Below are 15,702 nucleotides of genomic sequence, written 5' to 3'. Positions count from 1 at the left end.
TGACAGCGCGTGGTTGCACCATTGAAGTGCGCTAGGGGTGCGCATGGGGGTGGTGCAGATGTTCACTTGGGGACTTTCCGCAGGTCCTGCGGCACACGATCTGGATGTGCTGACCGACGACCAGCGGGCGGTGCTGAGGTGTCTCGCGCGTGGTCACGCCGACCACGAGATCGCGCGCGTGCTCGGCATCGGGCAACAGCGAGTGGCCGACGAGGTGGCCGACATCCTGCGACGCCTGGAGTTACCCGATCGGGTGGCTGCCGTCGTTTTCGCCCACGAGGCCGGGATGCTGCACCTGCCGTTTCCGCGCTAGGAGCAGCAGGTAGGTGGCCAGACCGACCAGGTAGAGGCCGGCGGCGGTGAGGATGAGACCGGGCGAACGCCCGTCCAGGGGGACCACCGTCGCCGTGATGGACACCGCGGTGACCTGCGTGACGTTGAACAGGGTGTCGTAGAGGGCGAACACCCGGCCGCGCACTTCGTCGCCGACGTCGTGCTGCACCGCGGTGTCCACGCAGAGCTTGACGACCTGGCCGGCGAAGATGATCACGAAGCTGGCCGCGAGGATGGACGGCAACGTCATCGGCAGCCCGAGCCCGATCTGGGCGGACGCGGTGAGGAGCAGCGCCGCGCAGATCGTGGTCCTGACGCCGAACCTGTCGACGATGCGGTCGGTGAGGAAGCCCGCGAGCAGGATGCCGGCGCCACCGGCCACGGCGACCTCGCCGAGCCCTCCGATGCCCGCCTTGAGGATGCCGACGTCCTCCAGGCTGTAGCGCATGAGCAGCAGCGTGACCATGAGGCTCACGCCGAACGCTGCCCGGTGCGCGAGCAGAGCGGCCAGCCCCGCCGTGACGTTCGGGGTGTGCCAGGTGGCCCTCGCGCCGTCCGCCAGACCGCGGGCGACGGCCTTGAACGCGTTGGGCGGCTCGTCGACCTCGTCCGGCCCGAGCACGCCGGCCTTGAACCGGCCGGCGATGAAAGCGCTGGTCAGCATGCCCACGAGGGCGATGCTGGTGGTCCACGCCGACCCGCCGTCACCGGCACCGAGGATCGTGCGGAACCCGATCGCGCAGGCCGCGCCGATCACCGCCGTGATCGCACCCGCCGTCGTGGCCAGCGCATTCGCCTCGACCAGGTGGTCGTCGTCGACGACGTGCGGCAACGACGCCGACAACCCGGAGCCGACGAACCGGCCGATGCCCATGACGACGAGCGCGGAGATGTAGAGCGGCAACCCGCTCAGGCCCGCACCGACCGCGAGCGCGGTGAGCAGGACGAACGTGGCGCGCGAGACGTTCGCGGCGACGATGACCTTCTTGCGGTCCCACCGGTCGAGCAACGCGCCCGTGAACGGCCCGATGATCGAGTACGGCAGCAGGAGCACGGCGAAACCGGCTGCGATGGCCGCGGGATCGGCCTGCCGTTCGGGGTTGAAGAGCACGGCCCCGGCGAGCCCGGCCTGGAAGAGACCGTCACCCCACTGCGAGGTGAGCCTGGTGGCGAGAAGCCTGCGGTACTCGGGGATGCCGAGGAACCGGCGTGATCCCCAGTGGTGCTTCTCCACCGCAAGCGTTGTCACTGTTGCACTCTATGCGCGCTCGGGTGAAAACCACGAAAGCCGGACCTCACGGTCCGGCTCCCCTGGATCGGATGCCAGGTCGCCTCACGGCGCGATGCACTACGCGGCTCCAGCCGTACGGTATTCCGCGAAGGCGGTTGTCTGTTGAGCCCGGGGGACACAAAGACATCCGACACTTGAGTCTAACGGGACGCGGCCCTGAGTTGTTCCAGCGATCACGGATGATTTCATGGTGACGTGCGTCCCGATGCCGAGGTCGAGCCAGGCTCCCTGTTGGTTGCTGCCCCGAGCCTGAACGACCCGAACTTCAAGCGCACCGTCGTCTACATCATCGACCAACGTCCAGAGGGGACCCTCGGCGTCGTGCTGAACCGCCCCTCCGAGGTGGCAGTGCACGACGTCCTGCCGCCGTGGGGCCCGCACGTCACCAAGCCGCAGTGCATCTACATCGGTGGCCCGGTCGAGCAGAAGACGGCGTTGTGCCTGGCGGCCCTGAAGGCGGGCACCGACCCGTCCAAGGTGGAGGGTCTGGTCGGAGTGCAGGGCCCGGTGGCGTTGATCGACCTCGATGCCGAGCCCGACGACCTGATGCCCCTGGTCCGCGGCCTGCGTGTGTTCGCGGGCTACGCGGGATGGGGCGAGGGCCAGCTCGCGAACGAGATCGACCGCGGCGACTGGATCGTCGTGACCGGCCTGGCCGACGACGTGCTGGTGGGCGCGAACGTCGACCTGTGGGGCCGCGTGCTGCGCCGGCAGGGCATGCCGCTGGCGCTGCTGTCGACCTACCCCAAGGACGTCCGGGAAAACTGATTCACGTGAAACGTGGGGTTACAGCCCGGCGAGCGGCGAGCACCCGCCACCACCGCAGGCGCAGCCACCGCAGCCCTTGGGCTTGACCGGCTCCGGCACCAGCGCCGCCGCCCGGCTGCCCGCGATGCCACCGGCGAAGGCGATACCGAGCGCGCCCAGCAGTCCGATGATCCCAGCGGTGACGGCCAGGTCGGCCATGACGAACGCCATCGCGCCCGACACGATCGCCACGACACCGGCCGCGACGCTCGGCACCCCGGCGACGCGGTTGGCCAGTGCGAACGTCTCCTCGTCACGCATCGCCGCCGCCGTGCGCACACCGACGAAGCGGTTGCGCCGCAGCTTGCCCTGCAGACCCAGCAGACCGACCGCGCCGAGAGCGACGCCGAGCACACCCAGGACGACCGACAGCACGATGTTCACCCCATGAGGGTAGGTGCCGGCTGCCGTTCACCGAGCGGTCACCCCGGTCAGATGTGCTGTGCGCCATGCTCGGACGACTCCTGCTCGTCCCGGTGCGCGACTTCAACGCCTCCCCGGTCACCCAGTTCATCGCGCTTGCGGTGCGCTGATACCGTTGACGACATGAGCACGGCCCGCCTGCTCCTTAGTTAGCCGCGGCGACCTGATCGAAAGACGGTCGGCGCGGCAGCCCTCCATGCCCATCTGGGCTGGGGGGTTTCGTCATGTCAGGGGCAGGATCGATGGAGAGGGACTCATCAACATGAGCACGGACGCGGCGGAGATCCCCGCCTACCGCTACACCGCCGAGCTGGCGAACCAGATCGAGAAGCGGTGGCAGCAGTACTGGGAGGACCACGGCACCTACCACGCGCCGAACCCCGCGGGGGCGCTCAAGGGTGACGTGCCCGCGGACAAGCTGTTCGTGCAGGACATGTTCCCGTACCCGAGCGGTGCCGGGCTGCACGTCGGCCACCCGCTGGGCTTCATCGGCACGGACGTGTTCGCTCGCTACCACCGCATGAACGGCCGCAACGTTCTGCACACGATGGGCTTCGACGCGTTCGGCCTGCCCGCCGAGCAGTACGCGGTGCAGACCGGGCAGCACCCGCGCAAGACCACCGAAGACAACATCAACACGTACCTGCGCCAGATCCGCAGGCTGGGGCTGGGCCACGACGAGCGGCGCCGCATCTCGACGATCGACCCCGAGTACTACAAGTGGACCCAGTGGATCTTCTTGCAGATCTTCAACTCCTGGTACGACGAGGACGCGAAGAAGGCTCGCCCGATCGCCGAGCTGGAGGCTCAGTTCGAGTCTGGGGAGCGAGCCACCCCGGACGGTCGCAACTGGTCTGAGCTGTCTTTTGCCGACCAGCAAAGGATCTTGGGCGAATTCCGGCTGGCCTACTTGTCGGAGGCGCCCGTCAACTGGTGTCCCGGACTGGGTACTGTGCTGGCGAACGAAGAGGTCACCGCCGACGGACGCAGTGAGCGCGGAAACTTCCCGGTGTTCAGGAAGAGCCTGCGCCAGTGGATGATGCGCATCACCGCGTACTCGGACCGGTTGATCGACGACTTGGACCGGCTGGACTGGCCGGACAAGGTCAAGGCCATGCAGCGCAACTGGATCGGGCGCTCGCATGGTGCCCGTGTCCGATTCGCGGTGGGAGACGAGAGCATTGAGGTCTTCACGACCCGTCCGGACACGTTGTTCGGCGCGACCTACATGGTCCTGGCACCGGAACACGAGCTGGTGGACGCGATTGCGGCGCCCGATCGCGTGGCAGACATCGCGGCGTACCGACGGGCTGCGTCCCTGAAGTCCGAACTGGATCGTCAGGAGAACAAGGAGAAGACCGGCGTCTTCATCGGGGCGTACGCCACGAACCCGGTCAACGGCCAGCAGATCCCCGTCTACATCGCCGACTACGTGCTGATGGGCTACGGCACCGGCGCGATCATGGCCGTGCCCGGCCAGGACCAGCGCGACTGGGACTTCGCGAAGAAGTTCGACCTGCCGATCATCCGCACGGTCCAGCCGTCGGAGGGCTTCGACGGCGAGGCCTACACGGGCGACGGACCCGCCATCAACAGCGGGTTCCTGGACGGCCTGGCCATCGACGACGCCAAGAAGACGATCATCGGGTGGCTGGAGGAGAACGGCCACGGCCACGGCACCGTCCAGTTCAAGCTGCGCGACTGGCTGTTCAGCCGCCAGCGCTACTGGGGCGAGCCCTTCCCGATCGTCTACGACGAGGACGGAACCCCGATCCCGCTGCCGGAGTCGATGCTGCCGATCGAGCTGCCCGACGTCGACGACTACTCGCCGCGCACCTTCGACCCGGAGGACGCGGACACCGAGCCGTCGCCGCCGCTGTCGCGCGCGACCGAGTGGACCACCGTCGAGCTGGACCTGGGCGACGGCATGAAGAAGTACCGCCGCGACACGAACACCATGCCGAACTGGGCGGGTTCGTGCTGGTACCAGCTGCGCTACGTCGACCCGGTCGAGACCGAGCGGTTCGTCGACCCGGAGAACGAGAAGTACTGGCTGGGCCCGCGCACGGCCGAGCACGGCCCGACCGACCCCGGCGGCGTCGACCTGTACATCGGCGGCGTCGAGCACGCGGTGCTGCACCTGCTGTACTCGCGCTTCTGGCAGAAGGTCCTGTTCGACCTGGGCCACCTGACCGGCGACGAGCCGTACCGCCGCCTGTTCAACCAGGGCTACATCCAGGCCTACGCGTACGTCGACCCGCGCGGCGTGTACGTGCCGGCCGACGAGGTCGTCGAGGAAGACGGCAAGTACTTCTACAACGGCGAAGAAGTCCGTCGTGAGTACGGGAAGATGGGCAAGAGCCTGAAGAACGTCGTCACGCCGGACGAGATGTGCGAACGGTACGGCGCCGACACCTTCCGGTTCTACGAGATGTCCATGGGCCCGATGGACGTCTCACGCCCGTGGGCGACCAAGGACGTCGTTGGCGCACAACGGTTCCTGCAGCGGCTGTGGCGCAACCTGGTCGACGAGGCCGACGGCTCGCTGCGCGTCACCGACGAGGAGCCGTCCGTCGAAGCGCTGCGGTTGCTGCACAAGACGATCGCCGGCGTCCACGACGACTACGCCAACCTGCGCTACAACACGGCAGGCGCGAAGCTGATCGAGCTGAACAACTACGTCACCAAGCACTACGCGTCCGGCACGCCTCGCGCGCTGGCCGAGCCCCTGGTGCTGATGCTGGCTCCGCAGGCCCCGCACGTGGCCGAGGAGCTGTGGGCGAAGCTGGGCCGCACCGACTCGCTGGCGCACGGCCCGTTCCCCGTCGCCGACGAGCAGTACCTGGTCGAGGACACCGTCGAGTACCCGATCCAGGTCAACGGCAAGGTCCGCTCGCGGGTCGTCGTGGCGGCCTCCGCGTCGCAGGACGAGATCAAGGCCGCGGCCCTGGCCGAGGAGAAGATCGCCGAGCTGGTCGCCGGTGGCGAACCGCGCAAGGTGATCGTTGTCCCCGGCCGCCTGGTGAACGTCGTTCTGTAGCAACTCAAGGAGCCGGCGCGGCTACGGCTGCGCCGGCTCGGGCCACAGCTCCGCGCCATGGTGGCGCTGGCAGCGCCGCCTCTGACCGCGGCTCCGGTGCTCGCCGCCGAACACCACATCGGCGCTACAGCGCTCAGCGAGCCGCCGAGTCGTCCTCCTGAAACCCGATGTCCGACAGCATCTGGTCGAGCATGTTGTCGAACATCGGTTCCGGGTTGCTCACCGCGAACGGAAACCGCCCGAACACCTCCAGCGCCACGTGCCCGTACAGCCGCACCCAGGACTGCACCACGTGGTAGATCTTCCCGAGATTCAGGACGTCGTCCTCGACGGTGACGCCGTGCACCGACACCGCGTCCATCAACACCTGTTGGAACCTGACCAGGTCCTCGTGCAGCACTTCGGGCACTTCCTCGTCCGCGTGCTTGACGACGAGGTTCGAGGCGATCAGGCGACCGGCGAGGTGCAGGAACACCGAGCCGAACTGGTCGGCGCCGAGCGGGTCCCGTGGTGAGGCGAAGACCAGCGCGAACTCCTGGGGATGGGCGAGCGCCCAGCGGCGGAAGCCTCGGCACACCGCCCTGACCTGGCACCCCACCTGCCCTGACGTGTCCGCGGCGAGGTCCGCGTAGAGGACTGCGGCCATGTCGGCGCAGATGTCGTCGCAGAGTTGCCGCAATAGCGCGTCGTGGGAGTCGTAGTAGCGGTACAGGGCGGGCGCGGTGATGCCCAGCTCGCGTGCGATGGCACGCAGGGTCACCGCGTCGCGGCCGCGTTCCACCAAAAGGGCGCGGGCCGCCTGCCGAATCTCACGCTCGGTATCTGCGCGGAGCCGTTCTCGGCGAGTGGCCTCGGTCATATGTCACTCCATCGGGTTGTAGACCTCGTCCACCGCCCGTACGGTTTCAGTGAACGGTGTTTACAAGAGTTCACAGCATTTACAGCACGGTAACCCAGGAGGCCGTCGCAGATGTTCGCCAAGTGGGGCTCGATCGCATATCGCCGCCGATGGGTGGTGCTCGTCGCGACCGTACTGCTCGCCGTGCTCGGCGGCGTGTGGGGCATGGGCGTGTTCGACAAGCTCAGCCAGGGTGGTTACGAGGCTCCTTCCAGTGAGGCGGCGCGGGCCGACAAGGTAGCCGAGGAGGCGTTCGGGCGGCAGAACGGTGACGTGATCGTCATTTACCGCGGCGATTTCGCGAACCCGCTGGAGCTGAAGAAGATCGCTGACCACATCAGCGGCTTCCCCAAGAACGACGTGCTGAAGACCGTCGGGCCGGTGCCGTCCGACGACAAGCAGCAGGCGCTGGCCGCCATCACGCTGTCGAGCGGTGACTCGAACGAGCAGATCAAGCAGTTCGAGGAGATCCAGAAGCAGTTGAACGTCGATGGCTTCAGCCAGCAGGTCGGTGGGCTCGTGCCGACCCAGAAGGCCATCAACGACATGTCCCAGGCGGACCTCACGCGCGCCGAGATGTTCTCGTTGCCGCTGGTCCTGCTGTTGCTCGTGGTCATCTTCGGCGGTCTGGTCGCCGCGTCACTCCCCGTCGTCGTCGGCGGGCTCGCGATCATGGGCGCGCTCGGCGTGCTGCACGGCGTCGCGATCTTCACCGAGGTCAACTCGTTCGCGGTCAACGTCGCGTCGCTGCTCGGCCTGGGCATGGCGATCGACTACGGCCTGTTCATGGTCGGACGGTTCCGCGAGGAGCTCGCGGCAGGGCGCACCAACGAGCAGGCGGTGGGCCGAACCGTGGCAAGTGCCGGCCGCACCGTCATGTTCTCCGCAACGCTGCTGGTCATCGCGCTCGCCGGGCTGCTGATCTTCCCGCACGGCTTCCTGAAGTCCCTCGCGTACGGCGGCATGTCGTCCGTCGCGATCGCCGCGCTGGTCTCGCTGACGCTGCTGCCCGCGTTGCTCGGCGTGCTCGGCCACCGGGTCGACAAGCTCGCCATGCCGTGGCGCAAGAAGGAGCCGAGCGAACGCGGCTGGCGCAGCCTGAGCGGCAAGGTCATGAAGCGGCCGTTGCTGTTCGCCGTCCCGCTGATCGCGGTTCTCGCGGCTCTCGGCGCTCCGTTCCTCAACGTCCAGTTCGGACAGGTCACCGAGAAGGTGCTGCCGGAGGGCAACGCCGTGCGCGTCGCCACCGAGAACATCAACCACAACTTCTCGGCGCTCTCCAACACCGGCCTCAAGATCGTCGTCAAGGGCGGCGACCAGGCCGCGGTCCAGGAGTTCCTGGGCAAGGTCAAGGACGTCAAGGGCATCGGCGAGGTCCAGCCGCTCGGCGCGGACAAGGGCGTCACCTCCGCCTCGGCCGGGCTGGAGCACGACGCGCTGAGCGACGAGTCGAAGCAGGCGCTCAAGGATGTCCGGGCGCTCACGCCTCCGCCGAACTCCGAGGTCCTGGTCGGCGGCAACACGGCCATCGTCACGGACTCGCTCGACGCCATCGCGGACGGGCTGCCGTTGATGATCGGGCTGCTGGTCGGCGCCACGCTGATCCTGATGTTCCTCGCGTTCGGCTCGGTCGTGCTGCCGATCAAGGCCGTGGTGATGAGCGCGCTGTCGTTGTCCGCGACGTTCGGCGCGCTGGTCTGGGTCTTCCAGGAAGGCCACGGCGCCGACCTGCTCGGCATCACGCCGGGGCCGCTCGAGTCCGGCATCGTCGTGCTGATGGCCGCGATCGTGTTCGGTCTGTCGACGGACTACGAGGTCTTCCTGCTGAGCAGGATGGTCGAGGCCCGCGGTCAGGGCGCGACGACCGAGGAAGCCGTGAGCACCGGTCTGGCGAAGACCGGCCGGGTGATCACGTCGGCCGCGCTGCTGCTGATCGTGGTGACGGGCGCGTTCGCGTTCTCGCAGGTCGCGATGATGCGGTTCGTCGGCGTCGGCATGATCCTCGCGCTGGCGCTCGACGCAACGGTCGTCCGGATGCTGCTCGTGCCGGCCGTGCTCAAGCTGCTCGGCAACGCCGCGTGGTGGTCACCCGGTCCGCTCAAGCGGATCCAGGAACGCCTCGCGCTTCACGACGAGCCGGTCGACGACGACTTCGACGACGAGGTCCGCGAGCCCGTCGCCGTCGGCTGACCGGGAGGGAAGGCGATCATGGCCGCGTCGAACTGGCGCGGCCTCGTCTCCTGCAGCTCGCTCGGCTTCATCCGGTAGGTGGCGAGCACGGCGTTCGAGCTGTCCAGCACCGTCGTCGTCGTGCCGGTCGCGAGGAAAACCCTCGGGTCTCCCGGCGCGATGGCGACGCTCGGTGCGTTGATGCGCAAGCGTTCGCGCACGGTCATGGTCGCCGCGTCGATGACCGCGACCGACCCCTCCTTCGCCAGCGCCAGGTAGACGGTGGTGCCGTCCGGGGTGACGGCGAGGCTGCCCGCTCCCCTGCCGACGCTCGTCGTGCGGACGACCTGGTTCGTCGTCGTGTCGATCGCCGACAGCGTGCCCGGCGTCTGCTCGCCCAGCCGCATGCCGCTCACGTAGAGGCGCTTGCCGTCCGGTGAGATCGCCAGGTACTGCGGCAGGCCGCCGACCTGCACGGTCGAGGTCTGGAACGCCGTCGCCGTGTCGACCACGCCGACGGTGCCGTCCTGCGCGTTGGCCACGTAGAGGACCTGGTTGTTCGGGTGGACGGCGAGACCCTGCGGCTGGCCGGGCACCTTGACCGCGGCGACCAGCCGGAACGTGTCTGGGTCCACCACCGCGATGCCACCGCTGGCCGACACGTAGAGGCGCTTGCCGTCCGGCCGCATCGCCGCGTGGGAGAGCTGGACCTTCGTGAAGAGCCGGTCGATCACCGTGCCGGTGTTCGGGTCGACCTCGGTGATCGCGCCCGTCCAGCCGTTGACCACGTAGACCCGCTGCCCGCCCGGCGACACGGCGACACCCGTCGCGCGACCCGCCGTGTCGGCGTACGAGAGCACCGTGCCGTTCCTGGTGTCGACGACTTGGACGAGCCCGGTCTTGCCCACGACGTACGCACGCGGAACTGGCGCTGCGGAAGTGGTTGTGTAGTCGTGCCGTTGCTCGACACCCATCGCCGCGATGGCCGCTGAGAGCGCTAGAACCGCGGCCGCGAGCCGTGGCTTTGCCATACGCCCGATGGGACCACTTCTGGGTGCTTTGGATCTACTTCCGTCACCTGTCAGGGGAAATCTTTGCCCGGTCGTGGTCCTGGTAGAGCGTCGCGGCTTGGTTGTGCTCCGTTGAGTCGGGCCGGGGCTGGGCGGTCTGGTGCTCGTCACCGAAAGCCCGGATGGTCGCGCTCATGTACGTCGCTGCCGAGACGGCGGTAGAGAAATGCTGACGCAAACGTTTGCTGATCAGCCCAACCGTGCAGTTGGCAGCCAGGAGAGCGCGAACTTCATGATCGAAGCGCGGCTGCCTGCCGGCCACATCCCCAGAGATAGCTGCGACACACTACTAGTAGACCGTCGCCTCTAACCTTTGGTATGGGCGGGTCGTCCGCGTGTCGCGCGGCGTGTCGGCGATGTGATCGTGAGTTGGCGGTAGGTGGCGTGATCAGCAAACGTTTGCCTCGGCTCGCAACTACAACCAACTCAAGATCGCGGACCACACAACTAAGCCGCGACGGCCTACTAGTCAGGCGTCCTCGCGCTTGCTACCAACTTGGCGTAGCGGGTACCCGCGGTCAGCAGCACCAGACCGGCACCGAGGAACGCCAGCACGCGCGCCACACCGTCCAAAGCGGCCAGGTCGAACGTCACCAGCTTGATCACCGCCGCGCCGACGAGGATCAGGCCCGAGATCCGCAGCGCCTTGTTGTTGATTCCCTTGACCAGCAAGAACAACGCGGCGATCGTCCACGACACGGTGACCACCGAGTGTCCGAAGAGGAACCCGCTCTCGTCCGGTGACACGAGCAACGCCGTGCACAGCACCGCACCGGCTGCGCCGTAGAGCAGGACGAGGCCGGCGATGATCCACGGAACCGGGTGCTTCGCCGGTTCGCGCAGCACCTGCATCCTCAGCGCGGCCCACGGCTCGGCGGCGGCGAAGACGCCCAGCACGAGCGCCGTGATGAGGCCTGCCGCGTAGTCGCCGGAGCTGACGGTGACGTGGCGCGGTTCCTCCACCAGCCACGAGATGGGCACGGCCTGGCCGACCGCCATCAGGAACCCGACGGCGCCGAACACGATCGACCCGACCAACGCGCTGCGCTTGTCGAGCCGCGCCGCGAGGAACGCCAGCAGCACTGCCTCTGCCAGCACGATCGCGGTGCGGACGTTGCCGTCGAGCGCGATCACGGTCGTCTGGAACAACGCGAGCATGCCCGTCGCACCGGCCGCCGTCGTGAACGAACGCGGCAGGTCGGGCACCATCCAGATGGCCAGCAGCACCGCGGCCACCGCACCGGCGAGCAGCGAGTTGGCCGGGTCGTCCAGCAGCGTGGTCGCGAACAGGGACGGCAGCGCCGAGCCGGCGACCAGCGCGACCGCGACGATGTCGTCAGGGCGCTTCAGGATGGTCAGCAGCGCGACCACGATGCCGACGACGGTCGTGGCCGCCGCGACCCCGACCACGGTCCATTCGTAGTCACGCGGGATGGCGCTCGCCGTGGTGAGCAGCGAGGCGATGATCGGCGGGAAGCCACCGGCGATCGCGAGGCCCGGCCAGTTGCGCTGGATCTGGACCGGCGTGCTGGCCATCTTCAGCACCAGCAGGAACCCGACCAGCAGCACCGTGAAGCCCTCGGTCAAGATCGGCGAGCAGATGGCGCACGCTGCGACAACGCCGACCGCGAGCGTTTGCGACTCCCACCGCAGCGCGAGCACGACACCGGTGGCCGCGACGCCGAGGCCGACGACGAGACCCACCGGCGGAGGCAGGTACTCGTAGAGGCTCGTGGCGGCGATGACGTCGAGGTACAGGCCGGCGAAACCGGTCGCGGCCAGCGCGAACGCGCCCGTGCGACCGGCCGGGTTGCGGTGCAGCCAGATGCCGATGCCCACGAGGGCACCGCTGAAGACCGCGCCACCGATCACGCGCGGCAGCGGGCCGAGCCAGCCGCGCTGGATGGCGAGGATCAGCAGCAGCACGAAGCCGAGCACGGTGATCGCGCCACCGACCCAGGCCAGCAGCTTCGACCCCGCGCCGTCCTTGCCGAGCTTCTCGAACAGGGACTCGCGCGGCTGCGGAGGAACCCACGGCTGTTGAGGCGGAGGCTGCGGCCACTGCTGCTGCACCGGTGGCGGCGGCATGACCGGAACCGCGACAGGAGGTGCCATCACGGGTGGCGGAGCGACTGCGGCCGAGTGCTCCCGCATCTCCGAGCTGATGGTCATCAGCCGCTGCCCGATGGCCGCGAGCTCCAGCGCGAGGCGCTGTTCGTACCCGAGGCGGTCCTGTCCGTTCATGACATCAGGGTGAGGCAGGACACGCCCGGTGGCATCCGTACACCTACTCAGTCTCAGCTGGCTTGACTACATAGGTGTGTAATCGATTAACTTCTGCGCCGTGACGACCATGAAGGACGTCGCGCAGCACGCAGGCGTCTCCACGGCCACCGTGTCGCGCGTGCTGAACGGCCATGCCGCGCCGACGCCCGAGACCCGTGAGCGGGTGCTCGCCGCGATCGAGGAACTCGGCTACCGGCCCAACGCACTGGCGCGGTCCCTGCGGACCACCAGCACCCAGACCCTCGGTCTGGTCATCAGCGATCTGCTGAACCCGTTCTTCGCCGAGATCGCGCGAGCGGTAGAGGACGAAGCCCGGTCACACGGCTACTGCGTCGTGATCGGGAACGCCGACGAGAGCGCCGAGCAGGAGGCCACGTACGTGCGCACCCTGCTCGACCGCCGGGTGGACGGCCTCCTGCTGTGCCCCGCGACCGACGACCCAAGCCTGGTTCGCGAAGTGAGCGCAGGCGGCGTACCGCTCGTCCTGCTCGACCGGACGGTCAGGGGCGCGACATGCCCAGTCGTCCGCGCCGACGGCAGCGAGGCACTGACCGCGCTCGCCCGGCGGCTCGTCGGCGCCGGCCACTCCCGCATCGGCGTGATAGCGGGACCGCCGGACACCTCCACTGGAAGAGAGCGAACGGACGTGCTCACCACCGCGCTCGGTGGCGTCGCGCACGTCGTGCACGGCGACTTCCGGCAGGAGAGCGGTAGCCAGGCCGCCGCGAAGCTGATCGACGACGGCGCCACCGCGCTGGTCGTGATGGACAACCTGATGGGCCTCGGCGCGTTGGGTGAGATCAGGGCCCGTGGCCTGCAGATCCCGCACGACATCGCGTTCGCGGTGTTCGACGACCAGCCGTGGTTCCCGCTGCTCGACCCGCCGATCACGGTCATCGCCCAGCCGACCGTGGAAATGGGTCGTGCCGCCGCCCGCAGTCTGCTGGCCCTGATCAACGGCCGGCAGCCAGACGACGTCCGCCTCACCGCGAAGCTCGTGCTGCGCGGTTCGTGCGGGGAGGCCGAGCTGTGAAGACGCTCATCACCGCCCGTGGCATCACCAAGCAGTTCGGGGCGACCAAGGCGTTGGACGGTGTCGACCTCGACATCAACGCCGGTGAGGTCCACGTCCTGCTCGGCGAGAACGGCGCGGGAAAGTCCACTTTGGTCAAGGTCCTCGCGGGCATCCACGGCCACGACGAGGGCACGATCGAGGGCAGGGCCAGCCTCGCCGTCATCCACCAGGAGCTCGCGCTCGTCCCGGAGCTCAGCGTCGCGGAGAACCTGTTTCTCAACCGGTTGCCGAGGAAGTTCGGCTTCGTCGACCGGGCCGAGATGCGCCGCCGCGCACCTGAGCTGCTCGAGCGCGTCGGGTTGAACGTCGACCCGAACGCCAAGGTCCGCGACCTCGGCATCGCCCAGCAGCAGATGATCGAGATCGCCCGCGCGCTGGACAAGAACGCGGGTGTGCTGATCCTCGACGAGCCGACCGCGGTGCTCACCGAGACCGAGACCGACCGGCTGCTGGAGATCATGGCTCAGCTGCGCGAAAACGGCGTGGGTCTCGTCTTCATCACCCACCACCTCGACGAGATCCAGCGCATCGCCGACCGCATCACGGTGCTGCGCGACGGACGCAGCGTCGGCGTCCTCGGGCCGAAAGCCACCACTCAGCACATGATCGAGCTGATGGTCGGCCGTTCGATCGAGGAGCAGTACCCGCGTGCGCGGAAGCGGCCCGGTCAGCCGCTCCTGCGCATCTCGAACTTCACCCGGCGCGGTGTCTTCCGGGACATCAACATCGAGGTCCGCGCGGGTGAGGTCGTCGGCATCGCCGGTCTCGTCGGCGCCGGCCGCACCGAGGTCGCGCGAGCGGCGTTCGGCGTGGACGACTACGACTACGGCACGGTCGAGGTCGACGGGAAGCCGTTGCCCCGCAACAACGTCCAGGCCGCCATCAAGGCAGGTCTCGGTCTGGTCCCCGAGGACCGCAAGGGCCAGGGCCTCGTGCTGACCGCGACCGTCGGGCAGAACCTCGAGCTGGCCACGCTGGAGAACCGCGACGCGAAGCGCCTGACCGACGTCGCGGGCAAGCTCCGGATCAAGGGCCGCGTCGAGCAGCCCGTGAAGGAGCTCTCCGGTGGCAACCAGCAGAAGGTCGTCATCGGCAAGTGGCTGCTGGCCGACCCGAAGGTGCTCATCCTCGACGAGCCCACGCGCGGCGTCGACGTCGGCGCCAAGGTCGAGATCTACGAGCTCATCAACCGCATGACCGCACAGGGCAGGGCCGTGCTGCTGGTGTCCAGCGACCTGCCAGAGGTGATCGGGATGAGCGACCGCGTCGTCGTGATGGCACACGGCCGAGTGGCCGGTGAGCTGCCGAAGGGCGCGACCCAGGACCAGGTGATGGCACTCGCCGTGCAGGAGATTTCCGCATGACCGCACTCAATGTTCGCAAGTACGCACCCAAGAAGTATTTGGCGGAGAACGGAGCGCTGGCAGGGCTCCTCGTACTCGCTGTGGCGATCGCGATCATGCAGCCGGCGTTCCTCTCCGCGCAGAACCTGCTGAACGTCGGCGTGCAGGCCGCGGTCATCGCGATCATGGCGTTCGGCATGACGTTCGTGGTCGTCGCCGGCGGCATCGACCTGTCGGTCGGCAGCATCGCCGCGCTGGCCGCCATGGTCGGCGCGCTCACCGCCGGTCCGGTCGGCCTGGTCGTCGGTGCGTTGTGCGGTCTCGTGAACGGCGCGTTGATCAGCTACGGCAAGCTGCCGCCGTTCATCGCGACGCTGGCCATGCTCAGCGTGGCGCGCGGTCTCACGCTGGTGTTCTCCGGAGGCCAGCCACACGAGACCGACGAACTGGTGTCGTTCCTCGGCTCGAACCTCGCGCCGAGCCTGCCGTTGCCGCTGCTGCTGATGCTGGCGTTCTTCGGTGTCACCGGCCTGGTCCTCACCCGCACGAACCTCGGCCGCCGCATGTACGCGATCGGTGGCAACGAGGAGGCCGCGAAGCTCAGCGGCATCGACGTGCGCAAGCAGAAGCTCTGGATCTACGCCCTTTCCGGCCTGTTCGCCGCTGCCGCCGGCCTCGTGCTCGCGGGACGGCTCGGGTCCGCCGGTCCGCAGGCAGCGGTCGGCTACGAGCTCGACGCGATCGCCGCGGTTGTCATCGGTGGCGCGTCGTTGTCCGGTGGCGTTGGCCGCGCCACCGGGACGTTGGTCGGCGCACTCGTGCTCGCCGTCCTGCGCAACGGCCTGAACCTGCTGCAAGTCCCGCCGTTCTGGCAGCAGGTCGTCATCGGCGCGGTGATCGCTCTCGCCGCGTTGCTCGACTCACTTCGCCGTCGCTGAGATAGACCGAACAGGTAAGGAAGACACCA

General features: G+C 68.3%; 12 protein-coding genes. 7 read left to right on the top strand and 5 right to left on the bottom strand.

Annotated features, from left to right (window positions below; all coding sequences use genetic code 11):
* Positions 1 to 58 precede the first annotated feature (58 nt).
* Positions 59 to 313: a LuxR C-terminal-related transcriptional regulator gene (locus JOD27_RS06675; RefSeq protein ID WP_204761268.1), complete on the top strand. Its 255-nt coding sequence runs from the start codon at positions 59 to 61 to the stop codon at positions 311 to 313.
* On the opposite strand, the gene JOD27_RS06670 is transcribed toward JOD27_RS06675, so the two are convergent.
* Positions 242 to 1,582, bottom strand: a complete 1,341-nt coding sequence (locus tag JOD27_RS06670; RefSeq protein ID WP_307829958.1) for an MFS transporter — start codon at positions 1,580 to 1,582, stop codon at positions 242 to 244. The genes JOD27_RS06675 and JOD27_RS06670 overlap by 72 nt on opposite strands.
* 237 nt (positions 1,583 to 1,819) lie before the next feature.
* On the opposite strand from JOD27_RS06670, the gene JOD27_RS06665 reads away from it, so the two are divergent.
* Entirely contained in the window at positions 1,820 to 2,392 is a 573-nt protein-coding gene (locus tag JOD27_RS06665; protein WP_204761267.1) for a YqgE/AlgH family protein, read from the top strand.
* Positions 2,393 to 2,410: 18 nt separating this feature from the next.
* Here the strand turns inward: JOD27_RS06665 and JOD27_RS06660 are convergent, their stop codons facing one another.
* Positions 2,411 to 2,815 (bottom strand): SdpI family protein, encoded by a 405-nt coding sequence (locus tag JOD27_RS06660; RefSeq protein WP_307829957.1) that lies wholly within the window; start codon positions 2,813 to 2,815, stop codon positions 2,411 to 2,413.
* Positions 2,816 to 3,116: 301 nt separating this feature from the next.
* Here JOD27_RS06660 and leuS point away from each other — a divergent pair, with 301 nt between their 5' ends.
* The gene (gene leuS / locus JOD27_RS06655) at positions 3,117 to 5,894 is read left to right on the top strand and encodes a leucine--tRNA ligase (protein ID WP_204761266.1); all 2,778 of its coding nucleotides are present in this window, start codon (positions 3,117 to 3,119) and stop codon (positions 5,892 to 5,894) included.
* A gap of 133 nt (positions 5,895 to 6,027) precedes the next feature.
* On the opposite strand, the gene JOD27_RS06650 is transcribed toward leuS, so the two are convergent.
* Positions 6,028 to 6,753 carry a TetR/AcrR family transcriptional regulator gene (locus tag JOD27_RS06650; protein WP_204761265.1) on the bottom strand — a complete coding sequence of 242 codons (726 nt, stop codon included), beginning with the start codon at positions 6,751 to 6,753 and terminating at the stop codon, positions 6,028 to 6,030.
* Positions 6,754 to 6,864: 111 nt separating this feature from the next.
* On the opposite strand from JOD27_RS06650, the gene JOD27_RS06645 reads away from it, so the two are divergent.
* The gene (locus tag JOD27_RS06645; RefSeq protein WP_204761264.1) at positions 6,865 to 8,982 is read left to right on the top strand and encodes an MMPL family transporter; all 2,118 of its coding nucleotides are present in this window, start codon (positions 6,865 to 6,867) and stop codon (positions 8,980 to 8,982) included.
* Here the strand turns inward: JOD27_RS06645 and JOD27_RS06640 are convergent.
* The gene (locus JOD27_RS06640; RefSeq protein ID WP_204761263.1) at positions 8,919 to 9,992 is read right to left on the bottom strand and encodes a YncE family protein; all 1,074 of its coding nucleotides are present in this window, start codon (positions 9,990 to 9,992) and stop codon (positions 8,919 to 8,921) included. The two genes, JOD27_RS06645 and JOD27_RS06640, sit on opposite strands and share 64 nt — an antisense overlap.
* 504 nt (positions 9,993 to 10,496) lie before the next feature.
* A complete protein-coding gene (locus JOD27_RS06635) occupies positions 10,497 to 12,275 on the bottom strand; it encodes a DUF2339 domain-containing protein (RefSeq protein ID WP_204761262.1) in 1,779 nt (592 codons plus the stop codon).
* Between the two features lie 109 nt (positions 12,276 to 12,384).
* Here JOD27_RS06635 and JOD27_RS06630 point away from each other — a divergent pair, with 109 nt between their 5' ends.
* The 3 genes from JOD27_RS06630 to JOD27_RS06620 are packed head-to-tail and all read left to right on the top strand — an operon-like array spanning position 12,385 to position 15,673.
* Entirely contained in the window at positions 12,385 to 13,350 is a 966-nt protein-coding gene (locus tag JOD27_RS06630; protein ID WP_239566716.1) for a LacI family DNA-binding transcriptional regulator, read from the top strand.
* A complete protein-coding gene (locus tag JOD27_RS06625) occupies positions 13,347 to 14,756 on the top strand; it encodes a sugar ABC transporter ATP-binding protein (RefSeq protein ID WP_204761260.1) in 1,410 nt (469 codons plus the stop codon). Before JOD27_RS06630 ends, JOD27_RS06625 begins: the two co-directional genes overlap by 4 nt.
* Entirely contained in the window at positions 14,753 to 15,673 is a 921-nt protein-coding gene (locus JOD27_RS06620; RefSeq protein WP_204761259.1) for an ABC transporter permease, read from the top strand. Before JOD27_RS06625 ends, JOD27_RS06620 begins: the two co-directional genes overlap by 4 nt.
* Positions 15,674 to 15,702: the final 29 nt, after the last annotated feature.

Origin of the sequence: Lentzea nigeriaca, assembly GCF_016907955.1 — a bacterium.
GTDB classification, from domain to species: Bacteria; Actinomycetota; Actinomycetes; order Mycobacteriales; family Pseudonocardiaceae; genus Lentzea; species Lentzea nigeriaca.
Note: the sequence above shows the minus strand (reverse complement) of the source record. Positions and strands in the feature narration are given on the sequence as shown.

What these genes read in the sequence shown, in the direction of transcription:
- JOD27_RS06675 (WP_204761268.1), top strand. Translation starts at nt 59, where the DNA reads ATGTTCACTTGGGGACTTTCCGCAGGTCCTGCGGCACACGATCTGGAT.
- leuS (WP_204761266.1), top strand. Translation starts at nt 3,117, where the DNA reads ATGAGCACGGACGCGGCGGAGATCCCCGCCTACCGCTACACCGCCGAG.
- JOD27_RS06650 (WP_204761265.1), bottom strand. Translation starts at nt 6,753, where the DNA reads ATGACCGAGGCCACTCGCCGAGAACGGCTCCGCGCAGATACCGAGCGT.
- JOD27_RS06645 (WP_204761264.1), top strand. Translation starts at nt 6,865, where the DNA reads ATGTTCGCCAAGTGGGGCTCGATCGCATATCGCCGCCGATGGGTGGTG.
- JOD27_RS06640 (WP_204761263.1), bottom strand. Translation starts at nt 9,992, where the DNA reads ATGGCAAAGCCACGGCTCGCGGCCGCGGTTCTAGCGCTCTCAGCGGCC.
- JOD27_RS06635 (WP_204761262.1), bottom strand. Translation starts at nt 12,275, where the DNA reads ATGAACGGACAGGACCGCCTCGGGTACGAACAGCGCCTCGCGCTGGAG.
- JOD27_RS06630 (WP_239566716.1), top strand. Translation starts at nt 12,385, where the DNA reads ATGAAGGACGTCGCGCAGCACGCAGGCGTCTCCACGGCCACCGTGTCG.
- JOD27_RS06620 (WP_204761259.1), top strand. Translation starts at nt 14,753, where the DNA reads ATGACCGCACTCAATGTTCGCAAGTACGCACCCAAGAAGTATTTGGCG.